The following is a 17,824-nucleotide window of genomic DNA, read 5'->3' on the forward strand; positions in this document are numbered from 1 at the left end:
GAGTTCCGCCTGGGACCAGGACTCGTCACGTGCCTCGTGCCGCCGAAGTGTGACCTACCCCCTGTTCGCGTCGATGGTCATCGAGGCGCACGATGAACACATGACCCGTGAAGCGCCGGCGCAGGACGTGGACGAAACCCGCCTCGAGGTGGGCAAGCCGAAGGGCTGGGCGGCCGGGATACCCGGGGTGGCCGTGTCGCTCGCGCGCAGCGTCGAGCAGATGGGCACCGGGCGGACGATCAAGGCCCTGCGGCTGCTGAACCAGCGCGAGGGCTTCGACTGCCCCGGCTGCGCGTGGCCCGAGCCGCGGGAAGTCGACGGCGAGAAGCGGAAGCTGGCCGAGTTCTGCGAGAACGGCGCCAAGGCCGTCGCCGAGGAAGCCACGAAACGGCGGGTGGACCGCGAGTTCTTCGCGCGGCACCCGATCGAGGACCTCCGGAGCAAGACCGACTACTGGCTCGGCCAGCAGGGCCGGATCACCGAGCCGTTCGTGCTCCGCGAAGGCGCGACGCATTACGAGCCGATCTCCTGGGACGACGCGTTCGAGCTCGTCGCCGGTGAGCTGACCGCGCTGACCGACCCGAACGAAGCGTTCTTCTACACCTCCGGCCGCACCAGCAACGAGGCCGCGTTCCTCTACCAGCTGATGGTGCGGTCCTTCGGCACCAACAACCTGCCGGACTGCTCGAACATGTGCCACGAGTCCTCCGGCGCGGCCCTCTCGGCCACCACCGGCGTCGGCAAGGGGTCGGTCAGCCTCGCCGACATCCACCAGGCCGACCTGATCGTCGTCGTCGGGCAGAACCCGGGCACCAACCACCCGCGGATGCTCTCGGCGCTCGAGGTCGCCAAGGGCAACGGCGCGCGGGTGATCGCCGTGAACCCGCTGCCCGAGGCCGGGCTGATGCGGTTCAAGAACCCGCAGAACGTCCGCGGGGTCGTCGGCAAGGGGACGCCGCTGGCCGACGAGTTCGCCCAGATCCGCCTCGGCGGGGACCTCGCGTTGTTCCAGGCGGTCGGGCACCTGCTGCTGGCCTGGGACGAAGAGGCGCCGGGCGCGATCGTCGACCGCGACTTCGTCGAGCGGGTCACCGAAGGCTTCGACGACTACGCGAAGCACCTGCGGGAGATCGACTGGCCCGAGGTCGAGCACGCCACCGGGCTGCCGCGCGAGCAGATCGAAAAGCTCGCGCGGATGATCGCGGCGTCGGAACGCACCATCTACTGCTGGGCGATGGGCCTGACGCAGCACAAGCACGCCGTGCCGACGATCTCGGAGATCGCCAACCTGGCCCTGATGCGCGGCATGATCGGCAAGCCGGGCGCCGGCCTGTGCCCGGTGCGCGGGCACTCGAACGTCCAGGGCGACCGGACCATGGGCATCTGGGAGAAGATGCCGCAGTCCTTCATGGACGCCCTCGCCGCCGAGTTCGGCATCGACGTCCCGCGCGAGCACGGCCTCGACACCGTCGACTCGATCCGCGCGATGCGCGAGGGCCGCGGCAAGGTGTTCTTCGCCGTGGGCGGCAACTTCGCCTCCGCGACACCGGACACCGAAGCCACCGGGAAGGCCCTCGAGTCGTGCTCGCTCACCGTGCACGTCTCGACGAAGCTGAACCGCTCGCACGTCGTGCACGGCCGCACCGCGCTCATCCTGCCGACACTCGGACGCACCGAACGCGACGTCCAGGCGAGCGGCGAGCAGTTCGTCACCGTCGAGGACTCGATGTCGCAGGTGCACACCTCCCGCGGCCGGCTCAAGCCGGCGAGCGAGCACCTGCTCTCGGAGGTCGCGATCGTCGCCCGGCTGGCGGAAAAGCTGTTCGGCGCCGGGCACGCCGTGCCGTGGCGGACCTTCGAGACCGACTACGACCTGGTCCGCGAGCGCATCTCCCGGGTCGTGCCGGGTTGCCAGGACTACAACCGGCGGGTCCGCGAGCCGGACGGGTTCGTGCTGCCGCACGCGCCGCGCGACTCCCGCGAGTTCACCGGGACCGCCAACGGCAAGGGCAACTTCACGGTGTCCGAACTGGAGTACCCGAAGGTGCCCGAGGGCCGGCTGCTGCTGCAGACGATGCGCAGCCACGACCAGTACAACACCACGATCTACGGGCTCTCGGACCGCTACCGCGGCATCGAGAACGCCCGCCGGGTGGTGCTGGTGAACCCGGACGACCTCGCGGGGCTGGGCCTGGCCGACGGCGCGATGGTCGACCTGGTTTCCGAATGGCGTGACGGCGACCGCCGCGCGCCGGCGTTCCGCGTCGTCGCCTACCCGACCGCGCGTGGCTGCGCGGCCGCGTACTTCCCCGAGGCCAACGCCCTGGTGCCGCTGGATTCGGTGGCCGAGAAGTCGAACACTCCGGTGTCGAAGGCGATCGTCGTGCGGCTGGAACCTCAGGCCTGAACCCGCGCCGGGGCCGGGAATCCGCCGGTCCCGGCCAGGTACCGCAGGTAGCGGAGGATCAGCTCCTCGTCGACCGGCGGGCACCCGGCCGACGGCAGCGCCTGCTGGACGTTGCGCTGGTCGAACACCGGGTCGCTGGTGTCCAGGACGCTCGGCACCAGGGCGTTGACGAGCGCGACCCGCTGCACACCCGGGTCGGCGGACGCCCGCACCAGGTCGGTGAACGCGCTCGCGGACACCTCCCGCAGCGGGTAGCCGTCACTCCGCAACGCCGCCAGCACCGTGGCGAACGGGACCCGGGCGGAGTTCGCCAGGTGGTAGGTCCGGCCCAGCGACGACGGCTGCCCGACCAGCCGGACCAGCGACGCGGCGACGTGGTCGGCGGGAACGAGGTCGATCAGGACGTCGCCGGTGGTGTCCGGGACGGCGCCGACGAGGACCAGAGCGCGCAGGAGCTGCCAGAACGCGTCGTCGGCCGTGCCGGCGCCGGTCCGGGAGTGCCCGGCGATCCGGCCCGGGCGGTAAACCGACGCCGGGATGCCGCGCGCCGCCGCGGTGCGCACCAGTGCCTCGGCAACCCACTTCGTGCGCAGGTACCCGATCGGGGCGACGTCGTCCAGCGCCACCACCCGGTCTTCGCGGATGGCCGGCACCGGCCGGGGCGGAATCGCGACACCCGCCGACGACACGTAGTGCACGGGCGTGACGCGGTGCCGCGCGGCGAGCCGGAGGATCTCGTGGGTCCCGTCGACGTTCGCGGCTTTCAGCGGCCCGTACCCCTCCGCGAGGTTGACCCGCGATCCATTGTGGACGATCGCGTCGACGCTTTCGGCGAGCAGCCCGGACGTCAGCGGGTCCAGGCCCAGCGCGGGCCGGTCGAGGGCGCCGCCGACCACCGCGACGCGGCCCTCGTCGCCCTCACGGGCAAGCCCGTAGCGCGCCAGGTTCCGGTGCACGCGCTCGGCTTCGCCGCGGACGAGGCAGAACACCGTGGCGCCGGTGCGGTCCAGGAGCTCGCGCAGCAGGAACGCGCCCAGGAACCCGGTGGCGCCGGTGAGCAGGATCCGCTCCGGCGGGCCGGGTCGGGCGGGTGCGCTGCGGGCAGCTGTCACGGACTCGTCCGGCACCGCATCCTCGTGCGGTGTCACGACATACCCAGGTCAGCGCGCACCAGATCGACCAAGGTCCGCGTATGCCGGTCGACGAAGAAGTGGTCGCCCGGCAGCACCCGCGTCCTCACGTCTTCCGCGTGCTTTCGCCAAGCCAGCAGGCCCGCCAAGGGCACGTCCGGATCACTGGTGCCGCCGAACGCGCTGATCGGCGCCGCCACCCGCGCGGTCGACGGGCGGTACGTGTCGGCGACCTGCCAGTCGGCGCGCAGCCGCGGCAGCAACAGGTTCAGCAGGTCGTCGTCGTCCAGCACCGCCGCGGGGGTGCCGTTGAGGCGCCGCAGTTCGGCGATCACCTCGTGCCGGGGCCACCGGTACGTCGTCCCGGTGCCGGTGAGCGTGCCCGGCGCGACGGACCCGGAGACGAACAGCCGCTCGGGCGCGGTCCGGCCGGCCAGCTCGTACGCGATGAGCGCGCCCATGCTGTGCCCGAAGAGCGCGAAGGGCTCGTACCCCGCGACGACGTCCACCAAGCTGTCGACGAGCGCGTGCAGGTCGGTCGCCGGGTCTTCGCCGACGCGGTTCTCGCGCCCGGGCAACTGGATCGGCACCACGTCCACGGCACCGTCGCGGTGCTGCCACCACGGGTGGTACGAGCTCGCCGCGCCCCCGGCGTACGGCAGGCAGAACAACCGGACCCGGGCCCGCGCGGACGGCTCGCCGTAGGGAAAGCAGGGCCGCATCAAAAGCTCTCCTCGACGCACAGCCCGGCCGCGTCGGCCAGGACTCCCTCGAACTCCGGCAGCAGTTCGTCCGCGTCCGCCGCGGACACCAGGACCAGCCCGCCGGAAGCGTCCGCGGTCAGGTGGTGGCGGTACCGGGTGAAATACTCCGAAGACGGCGCGAGCACGAAGCCGACAGCGGCCGGTTCGGGCCCGGCGTCGTGGTCGAACGCGCAGTCGTCGCCGGCCACCTCCTCGAACAGCGAGCGCAGCAGCTCGACCGAAGTGCACCCCCGGTGCTCGGCCAGCGTGCGCAGGCCGGCCAGGACCTCGGCCGGGATCCGGTGGCGGGTCACCGTCGCCGGACGCGGGCTTCCCGCCCCGAACGACGGGCGCCTCGGCAACGACGACGGCAAGCCCTCGGCGAAGTCGGCGTACACTGTCCTGAGTGCGTTCAGCAGCAACGCTTTCGAGCGCTCGTCCAGCACCGGCAGGGTCAGCGTGTGCCGGTCGGGGCCGAGGCGGACCAGGGTGGGCTCGCCCCGGGCCACCCCCTCGCCGCCAAGGGTGAGCGCGGTGGCCGCGCCCAGTTCGGCGAGCGCCCGGACCAAGGCGTCCACGTCGAGGGGCCCGGTCAGTTCGACGACCATCACGGCAGGCACCCCCGGAACACCGCCATCCCGTCGTCGGCCGCGCCGCCGGCGACGAACTCGCCGGTTCCCGGCAGCCGCACCAGATCGCCCAGCAGCAGCGACCTCGGCGCGGCGAGCTCGCTCCAGCGGCCCGCCGTCCAGCGCAGCAGCCGGCCCGGGTCGCCGTCGCCACCACCGGCCGCGTACCACGCGTCGCCGGCACGCACGATGCTGTTGAGCCGGCCCCGCAACCCGGACCCTTCGGTGGTGTCCGTCCATTCGCGACCGTCCCAGTGCCACGCCAGGCTCGCCGACGACCGCGCGCCGAGCACCCAGACGTCGTCGTCCGCCAGGGCCGCGACGCGGATCACCTCGGCGTCCGCCGGGACGTCCACAGTGGACCATCCGCCGGCCCAGCGCAGCACCACCGACTCGGTGCTGCCGTCGCCGAGCGAGCGCATGGTGGAGACCCAGAACTCGTCGGGGCCGGCGGCGCTGAGGCAGCCGTGCAGGGTCTCCGCCGGCAGGGCCACCGGCAGCGCTCGGCGCTGCCAGTCCGTGCCGTCCCAGCTCGCCACCGCCAGCGGCTCGTCGGGCGTCGACGGCCGGAGCAACGTCCGGACCACGCCGCCGGTGGCGATCACCGACGCGCAGTCGAAGCCGGCCGCCCGGCTCCACCGGGAGCCGTCCCAGTGCAGCAGGCCCGTCCGCCCGGAAAGCCAGACGTCGTCCGCCGCGGGCGCCGCGATCCCGACCACCCGGCGCAGGTCGGGGTGGTCCACGGCCGTCCACGACCGCCCGTCCCAGTGCAGGACCACCGAGCCGGCGTCGGTCTGGCCGGCCGCCCAGACGTCTTCGGCGCCGAGCGCGGCGACGTTCCAGAGGTGCCCGGGCCCACCGGCCGGCAGCTCCGCCCGGTGCCAGCCTGAACCGCCGTCGCCCCCCGAAGCCGTCCGGACGAGCGCGGCGAGCCCGCTGACGGTCGGGTGCTCGAACACCTCGGTCATCGGGATCTCGACGCCGAGGAGCTTGCGCAGCTCCCAGTTGACCTGCATGGCCGCCATCGAACTGCCGCCAAGGGCGAAGAAGTCGTCCGACGGCGCCGGGTCGTCGACGCCGAGCACCTTCGACCAGACCTGCGCGACGATCTGCTCGACGTCGTCGCCGAGCGCCGCGGGAGCCGCGTGCACCGGCTGCGCCCGGACGCCGTGGACGTCGTACTCGCCGCCCTCGACCGGGTCGAGCAGGTCCAGCCGGCCGTCCGCGCGCCAGCGGGCCCGGCGGCCGAGCGGCCGGCTCCCGTGCTCGTCGACGACGACCAGGTCCCCGGGCTCGCCGACGGCGACGGGTGCGCCGTGGGCGTCGGTGATGTCGAGCCGCTGGGCCCCGCGGAACAACGCGAGGTCGGCGCGTTCGACGGCGTCGGCCATCGGCAGCCGGGACAGCGGCCGGCCCGGGTCGGCCACGATCGCCGTGCAGAGCTCGGCGAAGTGCACGGCGAGCCGACGCGCCGTGGCGGGCTCGAAGATGTCGCCGTTGTACTCCAGCCGCACGGCCAGCCCGCCGGGCACCTCGTCGATCAGCATCGTCAGGTCGTGCTTGGCCGTCGGCGGGTCGAACGGGAGCTCCTCGACCTTGCACCCGGGCAGGTCGATCCGGCCGGGCTCGCCGGTCTGCAGGCCGAACATCACCTGGTACACCGGGAGCCGGCCCGGGCTGCCCGAGCCCTGCACGGCCCGCACGACGTGTTCGAACGGCACTTCGCCGTGCGCGAAGGCGGCCAGCGCCGCGTCCCGCACCCGGCGCAGGAACTCCTCGAACGACGGATCGCCGGTGACGTCCGTCCGGATGGCGAGCGTGTTGACGAAGAACCCGATGGCGTCGCGGAAGTTCCGGTGCTGCCGGTTGGCCATCGGGATGCCGACCACGACGTCCCGCTGGCCGCCGTGCCGGGCCAGCACCGTCTTCAGCACCGCGAGCAGGCCCATGAACAGGGTCGCGCCGTAGCGCCCGGCGAGCTGTTTCAAGCCCGCGGCCACCTCCGGGGGCAGGGTGAACCGGATCGTGCCGCCGGCGAAGGAGCGCTCGGCGGGCCGGGGCCGGTCGGCCGGCAGGTCGATCTCGACCGGGGCGCCACGCAGGTGCTCCCGCCAGAACTCCAGCTCGGCCGGGTCGGTGCGGGCGTACCGGTCCTGCTGCCAGCGCGCGAAGTCCCGGTACTGGACACCCGGCTCCGGCAACGGCGACGGCTCACCGGCGGCGAACGCGGAGTACAGCTGGGCGAGCTCGCCGAACAGCAGGCCCATCGACAGCGCGTCACCCGCGATGTGGTGCATCGTGACGACGAGGTCGTGCTCGTCCTCGTCGTGCCGCACCAGGGTCAGCCGGACCAGGACGTCCCGCGTCAGGTCGAAGCGCCCCAACGCGGACTCGGTGGCCACCTCGCGGACGTCCCGCGCGCCGACCACCGGCACCGGCACCGCGAAGTCCTCGATCACCCGCTGCACCGGGGCGCCTTCGTGCTCGGTGAAGCAGGTGCGCAGGACTTCGTTGCGCCGCACCAGTTCGGTGAACGCGCGTTCCAGCGCGGCCGCGTCGAGCGCACCCGTCACGTGGAGCACGGCGGTGACGTTGTACGCCACGCCGCCGCCCGGGAGCTGGTCGAGCAGCCACAGCTGCTGCTGCCCGAACGACAGCGGCGCGTCCTGGCCCGCCGGCGACGCGAGCTCGTCGAGCAGCTCGGCCTTGCGTTGCCGCAGCACGTCGCGGATCTCGTCGGTCAGGGTGCCCGGCTGGGACCGCACCACGAGCCGGTCGCCGGTGACCTTCAGGGAAATGCCCTTTTCGGTGAGCCACCGCACGAGTTCGCCGGTCGTCACAGCTCCTCCTCCACCCAGTCGTCTTCGGCGGGTCGTTCGTCGATCAGCGCCGCCAGCCCGCCGACCGTCGGTGTTTCGAAGACCTCGCGCACGCCCAGCCGGACGCCGAACTCCTCCTCCACCCTGGCCAGCAGCCGGATGGCGATCAGCGAATCCCCGCCCAGCACGAAGAAGCTCTCGTCGGTGCCGACCTCGGGCAGGCCCAGCGCGTCGGCCCAGAGCCCGGCGAGCTTGCGTTCGGTCGCCGACGCGGGCTTCGCGCCCGAGCCGGCGACCGGGGCGTCGGGCACCGGCAGCCGGGCGCGGTCGACCTTGCCGTTGGCGCTCAACGGCAGGCTGTCCAGGTGGACGACCGTCGCGGGCACCATGTACGGCGGCAGCTGTTCGCGCAGGTGCCGGCGAACGTCCTCGGCGTCCACAGTGTCCATTTCGGACACCAGGTAGGCCACCAGCCGCCGGTCGCCCTTGAGCACCGGCGCGGTCACGACCGCGTCCTCGACACCCGGGTGGCGCAGCAGCACCGACTCGATCTCGCCGAGCTCGATCCGGTTGCCGTTCACCTTCACCTGCAGGTCTTCGCGGCCGAGGAACTGCAGGATCCCGCCCGGCCGGTACCGCCCCCAGTCGCCGGTGCGGTAGAGCCGCTCCCCGGTCACCGGGTGAATGATGAACTTTTTCGCGGTCAGCTCCGGGTCGTCGAGGTACCCCACCGCCAGGCCGGCGCCGCCGATGAACAGCTCACCCGGCACCCAGGCCGGCCGAGGCTGCAGGGCTTCGTCGAGCACCGCGAACGTCTGGTTGGCCAAGGGCTTGCCGTAGGGCACGCTCGGCCACCCGGGCAGCGGCTCGCCGACGCGGTGGAAGTTCGACCAGATCGCCGCCTCGGTGGCGCCACCCATGCCGATCACCTCGGCCTCCGGCGCGCACGCGCGGATCTCACCGGGCAGCGTGAGCGGGATCCAGTCCCCGCTCAACATCACCACCCGCAGCGAAGCGAGCGCGGCCGGATCACCCAGCTCGGCCCACTGGACCGCCAGCCGCATCAGCGCGGGCACCGAGTTCCACACCGTCACCTGGTACTTGGCCACGAGCTGCAGCCAGTGCGCGGGATCCAGCTCGGCCTCGTGGTCGGGCACCACGAGCGTCCCACCGGCGCCGAGGACGCCGAAGACGTCGTACACCGAGAGGTCGAAGCTCAAGCTGGACAAGGCGAGCGCCGTGTCGGCACTGGTGATCCCGTACCGCCGGTTGACGTCGAGGAGGGTGTTGACGGCACTGCGGTGGTCGATCACCACGCCCTTCGGCTTCCCGGTCGAGCCGGACGTGTAGATCACGTACGCCAGGTCTTCCCCGGACCGCGTCGTCGACGGCGGCGCCGCCGCGGGTGCCCGGTCGACGACCACGACCACCGGCGTGTCCTCGAGCTCTTCGACCAGATCCAGGTTCGCGGACCGGGTCACCACCGCCCGGGCGCCGGCCTCGCGCAGCAGCAGCGCGCGCCGGGCGGCGGGCAGCCGGACGTTCACCGGCAGGTAGGCCGCGCCCGCCCGCAGGACGCCCAGCACGGCCGCCACCTGCTCCCAGCTCTTGTCCAGCACGACCGCGACGAACTCGCCCTCGGCGACGCCGCCGGCCCGCAGTGCCGCGGCGACCGCGTCGGCGCGTTCGGCGAGTTCGCCGTACGACAGCGTCCGGTCCGCGGCGTACACCGCGATCCGGTCCGGCTCCCGCTCGGCCACCTCGAAGAACGGTTCGTGCAGCAGCGGCACCCGTGCCCACTCGTGGCCGGTGGCGTTGGCGGCCCGCTGGTCGCGGACGTCGGCCGGCGAGCGGAAGTCGGTGCGGCGCTCCGCCCAGGCGCCCTCGTCCGCGGCGAGCCGGCCCAGGAACGCCCGGTAGGCGGCGAACATGTCGTCGAGCACGCCGTCCGGGAACAGCTCCGGCACGACGTTCCAGACGAGGTCGACACCGCCGTCGCGTTCGACCACGACGTGGTCCAGCCAGACCTGGGGAGTCTGGCTGGTGCTTTCGACCAGCTCGCCGAAGCGCTCGAAGCCCCAGCCGCCGGCGCCGTCGTCCAGCACGCTGGTGAAGACGACGGGCATGGTCGCGCCCCGGCGCCCTTCGCCGCCGGCCCGCACCCAGTCCCGCTGCACCCGGATACCGCTGTAGTGGCGGTGATCCAGGTCGCGCCACAACCGCGACTGCAGCGCCCGCGCCTTGTCCGGGAAGGACCCGGGCTCGCGGAAGTCGACTTCGAGCAGGGTCAGCGACGTGAAGTCGCCGACGACGTCCGGCACCTTTTCGTGCAGCGGCAGCCGGTTGAACAACGTGAGGTTCACGCAGAAGTGCCGGCTCCGGCTCCAGGCCGCCAGCACCTCGGCGTACGCGGCCAGCAGCACGTTCGACGGGCTCAGCCCCTCCGCCGCGGCCCGGCGGCGCAACGCCGTCCAGGTGGCCGGGTCCAGCCGCACGGCCAGCCGCTCGAACGCCGGGGTGCCGGTGCCCTCGCGCACCGGCAGGTCCGGCCCGGCGGGCAGCTCCGGGACCCGCGCCTGCCAGTAGTCGCGGGCACGCCGGTAGCGCTCGGTTTCCTCGACGCGCTGCTCCGCCAGCACGTAGTCGCGGAAGTCGAGGCCGACCGGCGTCCACTGCGCGGCCGGGTCGTCGTACGCCCGCGCCCATTCCCGCAGGACCTGACGCAGGCTCGCGCCGTCGGCCACCAGGCCGTCGAAGCTCAGGTGCAGGCGTGAGCGTCCGGGCAGCCGGGTCAGCCGGATGTCGAACAGCGGCCACCGGTCGGCGGGCAGGACCTGGTGCGACATCTCGGCGCGGACCGCGGCGAGCTCCTCCGGGGCGCAGACCGCGATTTCGTAGCGCGGCACCTCGGGCAGGACGCGCTGGGTGGTGCCGTCGAAGACCGCGCGCAGCATCGGGTGGCGCCGGACGACGGTGTTCCAGGCGTCGGTGAGCCGGTCCGGGTCGAGCTCGTCGCCTTCGAGCTCGAAGTAGCCGTGCGCCGACACGCCGCCGAGCGTGAAGTCCGTGCCGCGCCCGAGCAGGTACGCCTGCTGGACGTCGGTCAGCGGGAACGGCTCGGCGGCCGCCGCCGGCTCCGGGATCACCTGCGGGTACCCGGCTTCCTCCGCCGGCCGGTCGATCAGCGCGGCCATCGCGGCCACGGTCGGGTGGTGCAGGATCTGCGAGAGCGACAGCTCGGCGCCGAAGCGCTCCCGGACCCGGAACGCCAGCCGCGCGGCGAGCAGGGAATGCCCGCCCAGCGCGAAGAAGTCGTCGTGCACCCCGACTTCGGGCAGCTCCAGCTCCGCGCCCAGGATGGCCGCGAGCTCCCGCTCCGCGGCGGTCCGGGGCGCGGCCGGCTCCGCGGCCGATGCCGTGCTCAAGGCCGCCCGGTCGATCTTCCCGTTGGGGGTCAACGGGAACTCGGTGACGAAGTGGACCGCCGACGGTCGCAGGTGGCCGGGCAGGCCTTCGTCCACTCCGGACGGTGGTGCGGCCGGGTCCCGCGGCAGGACGTGGGCGATGATCGCCCGGCCGGCCACGGTCGCCACCGCGTGCCGCACGTCCGGGTGCGCGGAGAGCAGGGCTTCGACCTCGCCCAGCTCGACCCGGAAGCCGCGGATCTTGACCTGGCGGTCACGTCGGCCCAGGAACTCGAGGGTGCCGTCCGGCCGCCACCGGACGAGGTCACCCGTGCGGTAGGCCTTACCGGTCCCGAACGGGTCGTCGACGAACTTCCCGGCGGTCAGCTCGGGCCGGCCGAGGTACCCGCCGGCCACGCCGACGCCGCTCACGACCAGCTCGCCGACGGCGCCGTGCGGCACGAGCCGGAGCGCGTCGTCGGTCACGTAGACCCGCGTGTTGCGCAACGGCCGGCCGATCGCGGGCCGGCCTTCGCCGGGACGGCAGCGGTGGGCGGTCGCGCACACCGTGGTCTCCGTCGGACCGTAGCCGTTGTAGAAGGCGACGTGCTCGCTCCACGTGCGGGCCAGCTCGGCCGGGCATTCCTCGCCGGCGGCCACGACGTGGGTCAGGCTCGGCACGTCGGCGGGGGCGATCGTGGCCAGCACCGACGGCGGCGCGGTCAGGTGCGTGACACCGCCGTCCGCGACGACCGCGGCGAGCTCCGCCCCGGCCGGCGTCACCTCCGGCGGCGGGAAGTGCAGGGTCGCGCCCGAGCCGAGCGCCATCACGAGCTCCCACACCGACGCGTCGAAGCCGATCGGGGCGAACTGCAGGACGACGCTGCCCGGCCCGGCCCGCAGCTCTTCGCGTTGCCACTCGGCCAGGTTGACCAGCCCGCGGTGGCCGACCCGGACGCCCTTGGGCGTGCCGGTCGAGCCGGACGTGTAGATCAGGTAGGCGGTCTCCGGGACCGTCGGCGGCAGCAGCGTGATCTTGATCCCCGGCGACGGCGTCGACAGCGTCAGGTTCGACGTCGGCGCGGACCGCTCCCAGGCGAACACCGCGTCCTTCGCGACCGGGCCGGGCTCCGGCGCCCCGAACGCCGCGTGCGGCACGGCCTGGCCGACTTCCAGCACCGGCACCCCGGAAAGCCGGTCGGCCAGGCCAGGTTCGCTGAGGACGACCCGAGCCTCGGTGTCGGCCAGCATGAACGCGATCCGGTCGGCGGGCAGGCCCGGGTCCAGGGGCAGGTAGGTCGCGCCCGCCTTCAGCGTGGCGAGCACGGCGACGGCGAGCCGCGGCCCCTTGCGCAGGTGCACGCCGACCCGGTCGCCGGCCTGCACACCGTTGGCCAGCAGCAGTTGCGCGGTCTCGCCGGCGAGGTGGTCCAGCTCGGCGTAGGAGAGTTCCACGCCGTCCGCCGTCACGGCCACCGCCCGCGGGGACTCGGCCACCCGGGCCGCGATCAGCTCGTGCGCCGACTCGGCGGACAGCTCCGCGGACGCGCCGGCGCCGAGCTCGACGAGCTCGTCGTGAGCCGCGGTGTCCAGGACGTCCAAAGTGGACAGCTGCCGGCCTGGTTCGGCGAGCACCGACTCCAGCAGGCACGCGAAGCTGCGCCCCAGCCGGGCGATCGTCGCCGCGTCGAACAGCTCGGTGCGGTACTTGAAGACCGCCCGCAGCGACGAGCTCGTCTCGACCACTTCCAGGGACAGGTCGAACTGCCCTTCCTGCTGCGGCAGCGGATACGCGGACAGCTCGAGCCCACGGTGCTCGCGCACGACGTCGGGATCGCCCTCGGCGTGCATGTCGAGCAGCGCGCCCGAGCTGCCCGCCGCCTGCATGCTGAACGCGATCTGGGCCAGCGGGGCCCGGCTGGGGTCCCGCGGCACGTCCAGCAGGCCGACGAGCTTCGGGAACGGGTAGTCGCGGTGGGTCATCGCGCCGATCACCCGCCGGTGCGTCTGCCGCAGCAGGCCCCGGAACGTGCTGTCCGGCTCGCACCGGGCCCGGACCGGGACCGGGTTGACGAAGTAGCCGGTGACGCCCTTCAGCGCGCCGACCAGGTCCGGCATCGTCGGGCAGGCGAGCAGGAAGTCGGGCTGCCCGGTGCACCGGTGCAGCAGCGCCTGGAACGCGGTCAGCAGGACCGTGAAGGGGCTGACCGCCTCTTCACGCGCGAGGGACCGCAGCTTCGCCCCGGCGTCCAGCGGGACGACGTGGGTCGCGCCGGCGAAACTCTGGCGCAGCGGCCGCGGGCGGTCGGCCGGCAGCTCGAAGATCGTGGGCGCGCCGGCGCATTCCCCGGTCCAGTACCGTTCGAGCACGGCCACGCGATCCGACGAAAGCACCCGCCGCTCGTTGTCGACGAAGTCCGCGTACGTCGCTTTCAGGTCCGGCAGGTCTTCGCCGGTGTAGCGGTCGAGCAGGTCGCGCAGCAGCACGCCCTGCGAGACGAAGTCCGTCGCGATGTGGTGCGTGACCAGCAGCAGGACGGACTCTTCCGGGCACACGACCGCCCGGAACGGGCCGCGCTCGCCGAGGTCGAACGGTTCGGCCGCGGCCCGCGCCAGGTCGGACCGGACCTCGAGGCGCACCAGGCTCGGCGGCCGCACCACCCGCGCCGGCCGGCCTTCGTGCTCGACGAAGACCGACCGGAGCAGGTCGTGGCGCTCCGCCAGGTCCGCGACGGCGTCGGCCAGCCGCGGGATCTGGAGGCCGGACCGGAACCGGACGGCCAGGACGACGTTGTAGGACGCGCTGTCCGGCGCGTAGCGGTGCAGGAACCACAGCGCCTCCTGCCCGGCGGACAACGGCAGCATCGAATCGGGCATTACTCCCCCACCCAGGTGTCGGGACCGGTCAGCGGTCGAGTTGCGCGGAAAGGGCGTCGATCGTCGGGTACTCCCAGAGCAGCGCCGAGGGCACGGTCAGGCCGTGCTCGTCGTGCAGGGCCCCGACCAGCTCGGTGACCGCGACGGAATCGAGCCCGTACCGCGGGAACGGCGTGTCCCCGGCGACTTCGGCCGCGGGGATGCCGAGCTTCGCGGCCACCCAGCGGACCAGCCAGTCACGCAGCCCGCCCTCGGCAGCATGTTCCGGATCAGCGGGAGCCGCCGGTTCGGCGTACTCCGCCCGCAGGTACGGGTCCAGCTCGTGGTCGACCCCGGCCGGGGTCTGGTCCACGACGCCGATCGCGGCCGCGTAGCCCTCGACCGCGGCGGAGACCGCGTCCGCGCCGGCGCACTCCTCGACACCCAGCGCCTTCGCGACGGCGTCGTCGAACTTCCGCCGCGCCCACGGTTCCGCGTGCCCGTCCCCGCGCCGCTGGACCGCGGCGAGCAGGACCGCCGTCGCGGCGACCTCGCCGAGCAGGTCGTGGGCACGGCGCACGCGGTCGGCCGCGGGCAGGGCGGCGAACGTCCGCTCGCAGTGGCCGAGCACCCGGGACACCAGGTCGGCGTCGACGAGTTCGGCGCCGCCGGCCGCCGCCACGAGCGAGCCGAGGTGCATCCGCAGGCTCTCGGTCGGGCCCTCGAAGATCCGGAGCACCCGGGCGTCCCGCAGCAGCCGCGGCAGCACGTTCGTCTCGACGTAGCCGCGGCCGCCGGTGGTCTGCACGGCGCCGTCCACGACCTGCCACAGCAGCTCCGGGGCGAGCACCTTCACCGCGAGGAACGCCGTGTCCGGGGGCCGGTTGCCCCGGTCCAGCTCTTCGGCGACGTCGTGGACCAGGGCGTGCACGCCGGCCACCGCCGCGACGGCGTCCGTCATCACGGCGAGCGTGACCGGGTTGTCCAGCAACCGCCCGGTGCCGACTTCGCGACGCCGTGCGTAGCGGTGCTGCAGCTGGAGGGCGCGGCGCATCGCGCCGAGGCAGAGCGCACCGATCATGAGGCGGGTGCGCATCATGGTCTCGTTCGCGACGGTTTCGCCGTCGCCGAGGCGTTCGGTGGCGGGGACGTCGTCGAAGCGCAGGGCGTTCTGGACCATCGCGCGCAGGCCCATGGTCGGCGCTTCCTTGCCGACCCGCAGCCCGGGCGCGTCGCCCGAGACCGCGAAGGCCGCCAAGCCTCGCGGGCGGTCCTCGGCGTCGCGCGCCTGAGCGAAGGTGACGAGCACGTCCGCCCAGGCAGCGTTGCCGCTCCACGACTTGTCGCCGGTGATCGTCCAGCGCCCGGTCGCCCCTTCGCGGGCGGTGGCCCGGATGGCCTGCATTGCCGAGCCCGCGCCCGGCTCCGTCACGGCGAACGCCGCGAGCGAGCGGCCCGACGCGAGTTCGGGCAGCAGCGCGGCTTTCAGCTCCGCGCTGCCGTACCGCGCGATCGGGTACACACCCAGCGCGTTGTTGTCGCAGACGAAGGTGGCCAGCGTCAGGTCGATCGCGGCGAGCTGCTCGAGCACCCGCAGCGTCGCGCCGGTGTCCAAGCCGAGCCCGCCGTACGCCGCCGGGATCTGCATGCCGAGCAAACCCTTGCGCCCCAACGCGAGGACGATGTGCGGCGGCAGGGCGCGGCGCTCGTCCATCAGCTGCGAGTCGACGCGCCGGGCCCCGAACTCGCGCAGCCACTCCAGCAGGCCCTCGACCTCGGCGGGTTCCCGGGAGCCGGCGGCGAGCTTCAACCCGCCCTGCTCGTAGCCGAGGCGGCACGCGGTGCGCTGGATCTTGCCGCTCGTGGTCCGGGGCAGGGAGTTGCGCCGGACGGGCACCACCTGGTGCACCGCCAGCTGGTGCTCCCGCCACACCGCCGACTCGATCCCGGCGGCCAGTTCGGCCACGCCGACCGACGCGAGCAGTGCTTCGTCGACCTCGACGACCACCACGAGCTTCTCCGCGCCGTCGCCCTCGACGCCGATCGCGCACGCCGACGACACCCGGAGGCCGGCGTGGCTTTCCTCTGCGGTGTACTCGATGTCCTGCGGGTAGTGGTTCTCGCCGTTGAAGATCAGCAGGTCCTTGTGCCGTCCGGTGACGTACAGCTCACCGCCGTGCTGGAAGCCGAGGTCGCCGGTGCGCAGGTAGCGCTCCGGGCCCTCCCCGCGGATCGTCGCGTGAAAGGTGGCTTCGGTCTGCTCGGGCCGGTTCCAGTACCCCTTGGTGACCGAGGCACCCCGGACCCAGATCTCACCGACCCGGCCTTCGGGCAGGGCTTCGGCGCTGTCGGGGGCGACGATCCGCACGACCGTGTCGCCCTGGCTGCGGCCGCTGGTGACGGCCGGCAACCCGCCCTCGGCCTCACCGACCGGCAGGGCGTGGCCTTCCTGCAGGGCTTTCGCCGACAGCCACAGGGTTCCGGCCATCCGCCCGGGCGTGCTGCCGGAGACCTTCAGGGTGGCCTCGGCCAGGCCGTAGCCGGTGCCCAGCGCGTTCGGGTCCAGGCCGGTCTCCGCGAACGCGCGCGCGAACTTCGCGAGGGTCGCGGACCGGACCGGTTCGGCGCCGCTCAGCGCCAGTTTCCAGCTCGACAGGTCGAGCGTGGCGCGGTCCTCGGCGGAGATGTGGCTGACGCAGCGTTCGTAGGCGAAGTTCGGGGCGATCGCGTGCGTGGCCCGGTACCGGGAAATGGCGCCCAGCCAGCGCACGGGCTTGCGCACGAAAGCCTCCGGCGACAGCAGGTACGCCGGCATTCCGGTGAAGACCGGGAACACCAAGCCGAACAGCAGCCCCATGTCGTGGAACATCGGCAGCCAGGAAACGACGGCGCCGTCTTCGACGCGCGTCCACAGTTCGTCCATCTCGGCGGCCTGGTGCCAGAGGTTGGCGTGGGTGACCATCACGCCTTTCGGGTCGCCCGTCGATCCCGAGGTGTACTGCAGCAACGCGACGTCGTCCGGCTCGACTTCGCGGTATTCCCAGTCGTCCGCCGGTTCCGTCCATTCGTCGGTGACCAGCCAGTCGAGGTCTTCGGTCGCCGCTTCGCCCAGCGCTTCGGCGACGCGCTCGCGGGTCGACATGTCGGTGAGGACGGTGGTGGTCATCGCGTCCCGCGCGATGTGCGTGGTCCGCCGCAACGCGCCGGTGCGCACGGGAACCGGTGTCGGCACGGCGATGACACCGGCGTAAACGCAAGCCAGGAAGGCGATCTGGAACTCTTCGCCGCCGTCGTAGGCGAGCAGCACCGTCCGCCCGCGCAGGCCACGCCCCACCAGGACCGCCGCACGCGCCCGGGCCGCGGCGTCGAGACCGGCGTAGTCGATGGTGGGCAACGGTTCCTCACCGTTGACGAGGAACGTGAACGCCGGACTCCGCGGCGCCGAGCGCACCCGGGCCAGCAGCAGCGACTGGACATCACGGTTCCGGACATCGACGTGCGAAAACCCCGACACGAAAAACCCCTCATTCGCGTTTCATGGTCAGCAAAAACCCAGCCGGGCGGCGGCCACCCTTTTCGCGGTCGGCAAAGCGCCGCGCACGAACCCCGCGTTGCGCGGGCGCGCGTGAGCCTGGCGGTGAACCCCGGGAAGGGCGTGGAAACCGGGCGTGCGAGCCCGGATCAGAGAGCGGCGATCACAGCGCCGATGCGGGAGCGGCCGAGGGGCGGCAGGACACGGTGCGGTCGCTGGTGCGCCACTTGCGGCGACGCCGGCTGGACAGCTGCGGCCGGCCGGCCCGGACCGGGCCGCCGAGGCCCGCGGTCGCGTTCACCAT

The 17,824-nt window shown here is 73.1% G+C and carries 8 protein-coding genes; 1 reads left to right on the forward strand and 7 read right to left on the reverse strand.

Features of this window, described 5'->3' with window-relative positions:
• The first annotated feature begins 100 nt into the window (after window positions 1–100).
• Window positions 101–2,407, forward strand: a complete 2,307-nt coding sequence (locus M8542_RS11115) for an FdhF/YdeP family oxidoreductase (protein WP_257919990.1) — start codon at window positions 101–103, stop codon at window positions 2,405–2,407.
• On the opposite strand, the gene M8542_RS11120 is transcribed toward M8542_RS11115, so the two are convergent.
• From M8542_RS11120 to M8542_RS11150, 7 genes are all read right to left on the reverse strand, one after another.
• On the reverse strand, window positions 2,398–3,534 hold the full coding sequence (locus tag M8542_RS11120; protein ID WP_257919991.1) for an SDR family oxidoreductase: 1,137 nt from the start codon (window positions 3,532–3,534) through the stop codon (window positions 2,398–2,400). The genes M8542_RS11115 and M8542_RS11120 overlap by 10 nt on opposite strands.
• 17 nt (window positions 3,535–3,551) lie before the next feature.
• Window positions 3,552–4,259: a thioesterase II family protein gene (locus tag M8542_RS11125; protein ID WP_257919992.1), complete on the reverse strand. Its 708-nt coding sequence runs from the start codon at window positions 4,257–4,259 to the stop codon at window positions 3,552–3,554.
• The gene (locus M8542_RS11130) at window positions 4,259–4,891 is read right to left on the reverse strand and encodes a condensation domain-containing protein (RefSeq protein ID WP_257919993.1); all 633 of its coding nucleotides are present in this window, start codon (window positions 4,889–4,891) and stop codon (window positions 4,259–4,261) included. Before M8542_RS11130 ends, M8542_RS11125 begins: the two co-directional genes overlap by 1 nt.
• Entirely contained in the window at window positions 4,888–7,749 is a 2,862-nt protein-coding gene (locus M8542_RS11135; protein ID WP_257919994.1) for a condensation domain-containing protein, read from the reverse strand. Before M8542_RS11135 ends, M8542_RS11130 begins: the two co-directional genes overlap by 4 nt.
• Window positions 7,746–14,009: a non-ribosomal peptide synthetase gene (locus M8542_RS11140; protein ID WP_257919995.1), complete on the reverse strand. Its 6,264-nt coding sequence runs from the start codon at window positions 14,007–14,009 to the stop codon at window positions 7,746–7,748. Before M8542_RS11140 ends, M8542_RS11135 begins: the two co-directional genes overlap by 4 nt.
• Before the next feature lie 28 nt (window positions 14,010–14,037).
• On the reverse strand, window positions 14,038–17,502 hold the full coding sequence (locus tag M8542_RS11145) for an AMP-binding protein (protein WP_257919996.1): 3,465 nt from the start codon (window positions 17,500–17,502) through the stop codon (window positions 14,038–14,040).
• A gap of 181 nt (window positions 17,503–17,683) precedes the next feature.
• Entirely contained in the window at window positions 17,684–17,824 is a 141-nt protein-coding gene (locus tag M8542_RS11150) for a hypothetical protein (RefSeq protein WP_257919997.1), read from the reverse strand.

It is taken from the genome of Amycolatopsis iheyensis, assembly GCF_024703995.1.
Classification (GTDB): domain Bacteria; phylum Actinomycetota; class Actinomycetes; order Mycobacteriales; family Pseudonocardiaceae; genus Amycolatopsis; species Amycolatopsis iheyensis.